Consider the following 3,017-nt stretch of genomic DNA (forward strand, 5'->3'; position numbering starts at 1 on the left):
AAATTTGTCGTGGTACATAAATGATTTTAGAAAAGCTATTATCATATAAGATATTAGCAAAACTACCATATCAATAATTACCAGCTTCTACATTAATTGATTTAAGCTTTAAACTATCTAAAGAAGATTTTCAATCTAAGATTGTTTTAACATTCTTAGATAAAGTAATACTATCTTTAGTATATTGAGTTGGTACAACTAATAGTGTTGTTTTATCTTTAGAATATAAAACACCATCTAAAGAACTAAAAACACTATTATCTTGATCTACATTAAAAGATTTAAGTTGATAAGTTCCTGAACTATAATCAATTCTTTTAATGTTCTTGTGAACATATAAATGATTAATAGTACTGAGAGCTGATTGTGATATAGCTACAACACTATATTTATCTTTAATAGATAATGGTGGTTTTACTTCTTTATTATCTTTTGGTTTTAAATATTTATGAATAGTAAAACCACGATCATACTCATATAAGAAATCATTTTCTTGATAATAAGCATTTAATATCTTAGTAGCTCTATGATCTTTAGAGAAGTCTTTAATTGATGGGCTAAAATAAGGATCTTTGCCTCAAGTTGGATCTGAATGAAAGAATTGTTTAGTTTCTTCATCATAAACAAGATTTCATTGGTGAGCACCAAACTTAGATCAACCTATTACAACTACATTCTTAACATCAATCGAATCTAACATTGCTTTATATAAATTACTAAATCCACCACATACTGCGGTTCTGATTTTTAGTGCATGAACTGGATCAATAGCTGCTGTTGTATCGTTATTAAATGCATATTTTAAATTACTATGGATTCAATCATAGATTTTTCTGATTTTCTCTTTAGTAGTTTTAGCACCTTTTATTACTTCTTTAGTGTGTTTTTGAATTTCTTGCTTTTTAGCTTTATCTTGTTCACTAAAGTAATAATCTTTTATATCAGATAAAGAAAGTAAAGAGACAAAAGCTTTGGCTTCTTCGTTGATAGGAATATTAGCTTGCGTATCATTAAAGAATTTAACACCTACTGTTTCATCTTCTTTAGTTCCTTGTTTAAGAACTAAATCTTTTGATGTTAAATTAGGATCAATTGCATTTTTATAATTAGCTTTTGTATTATTAAAAACATCTAATAACTCTTTATTAGCTGTTGTATAAAAACTATCTAAATCTTTATATTGTTTAGTTATTAAAGAATAAGATGTATTGTTTAAAAGATCGTTTAATTGATCTCTATAAAATTCATACTTAAGTTCTTTAAGATCATTATTAATAAAGTTATTCACTTCACTAACTAATTGTTCATAAGCAAGTTTTGGGGCAATTTTAGGTGGTTGAGTTTTAGGGGTTTGTGTTGATTGAGTTGGATGAGAGGGTTCAGGTTGGGTATTAGTTTTAGTATTATTCTTAGTTGATTCTTGATTGTTTTCTTGCTTTGCTATTTCTTGATTTTTAAAAGTTTGGTTATTAGTTTCTTGATCAGTTTTTTGTGTGGTTGGATCAGTAGTTTTTTGATTATTTTTAGTATCAAAAATAATTGGTTCTTTAGTTTTGTTATTAGTAGTACAAGCAACTAATAAACTTAATGAACCAATGATAGTAGTTGATATTAAAAAATTAGATAGTTTCTTTTTCATAACATTTAAAATAAGTTTTTATTTTTATACTTAAATGGGAAAGAAAGTAAAATTAATGGATTAATATTACTTTTCTACTTTAGATAAATTACTCATTATTTGAGTTAAAAGATAAGAGTTGATCTCTATAGTATTCGTATTGTTTTTGACGAAGTTCGATTTCTTTAGGTAAACCTTCGGAAAGGTTGCTTGTTAATGAATCAAATTGATCAAGGATTGAAGCGATGTAGTTTTGGACTTCTAATGGTGGAATTGGGATTATAAAACGAGCTAAATCTTTACTATAAACGTGTGCAATTCCTGCCCCTTGTTTTAAACCATAAATTTTGTCTTGAACACTTATTAATCAATGATATAAATATCTTTTGTTTAAATTTTCAATAGGTTCAACTGAAAAAGCATCACCTAAGAAAATTGGTTGATCTCAATAACTAACAAAACCAGCATTAACTCCGCTTCCTGCAACTGTTATTATTATACCATCTCTATTACTAATTCCGTGATAATAAGCAGGTTTTATACCACCAGACACTACAGGAATATCGCCATCGATAATATCCTTCTTTGTTATATATTGGCACCTTTTAAACTCGCAAACATCCCCTAATCTCTTCCACTCCACTTTCTCATTCTTTATCAACTTCAATATATTTTCCATCTTTAATCCCCTTTTTAAACCTATTCATAACTCTATTTATTGTCTCAATACAATAATTATAAATTATATTTAGATGATTAAATGTTTGACAATAAAAAAAGAATTGTTGTTTTAACAATTCCTTCATATTTATGTTTTATTTGGTTCTTGTTTATTTGGATCAAAGTGTTTTTTACAATACTCTTCACCATTACTTTTTAAACATTCATTATAATTGGTTGGTTTAGGTTTTCTCTTGGTTGAAACAATTCATGCCACACCACTAATGACAACAGATAAACCAAGACCTACACCAATTCAAATTTTGGCTTTTTTGGATAATTGAAAATTTTGATTAGGATTATTTTGCTTGTTCATCTGCTAATTCTTGTAATTTCTTTTGAACAGTAGCTACACTAACTTCAACTGGTTGTCTTGCATCTAAAACTAAATAGTTAATGCCAAAGTCCTTACATACATTTGTCATATAACTTGTATAAAGTTCTAATAAACGTTTGAAATATGTTTCATTCTTATCGAAGTTTTCAATTTCAACTGCTCGATTACGTTTATAAATACGTTCTTTAAATAGTTCTCAATCACCATCAAGGATGATGTATAGTTTAGGAACTCCATGTTCATAAACTAATTCTTTACAAATTCCTTGTCAAAGACCATCATAGTATGAGAAAACTGATGGTTTATCAATATTAGCATGAGCAAATAATCAGTCTTCAAAAA

General features: G+C 27.3%; 3 protein-coding genes and 1 pseudogene. All 4 read right to left on the reverse strand.

What is annotated here, in order from left to right; all coding sequences use genetic code 4:
• On the reverse strand, positions 1 to 1,639 hold a 1,639-nt coding region (locus tag UDIV_RS00005), incomplete at its 3' end, for a transglutaminase domain-containing protein (RefSeq protein WP_038101441.1).
• Between the two features lie 88 nt (positions 1,640 to 1,727).
• The gene (locus UDIV_RS00010) at positions 1,728 to 2,297 is read right to left on the reverse strand and encodes a restriction endonuclease subunit S (protein ID WP_038101445.1); all 570 of its coding nucleotides are present in this window, start codon (positions 2,295 to 2,297) and stop codon (positions 1,728 to 1,730) included.
• A 129-nt stretch (positions 2,298 to 2,426) separates the two neighbouring features.
• A complete protein-coding gene (locus tag UDIV_RS00015) occupies positions 2,427 to 2,654 on the reverse strand; it encodes a hypothetical protein (protein ID WP_038101447.1) in 228 nt (75 codons plus the stop codon).
• A pseudogene (locus UDIV_RS00020) lies at positions 2,638 to 3,017 on the reverse strand (deoxynucleoside kinase); the annotation flags it as partial. The gene UDIV_RS00015 and the pseudogene UDIV_RS00020, both read right to left, overlap by 17 nt.

This window comes from Ureaplasma diversum NCTC 246, assembly GCF_000731915.1.
Classification (GTDB): domain Bacteria; phylum Bacillota_I; class Bacilli_A; order Mycoplasmatales; family Mycoplasmoidaceae; genus Ureaplasma; species Ureaplasma diversum.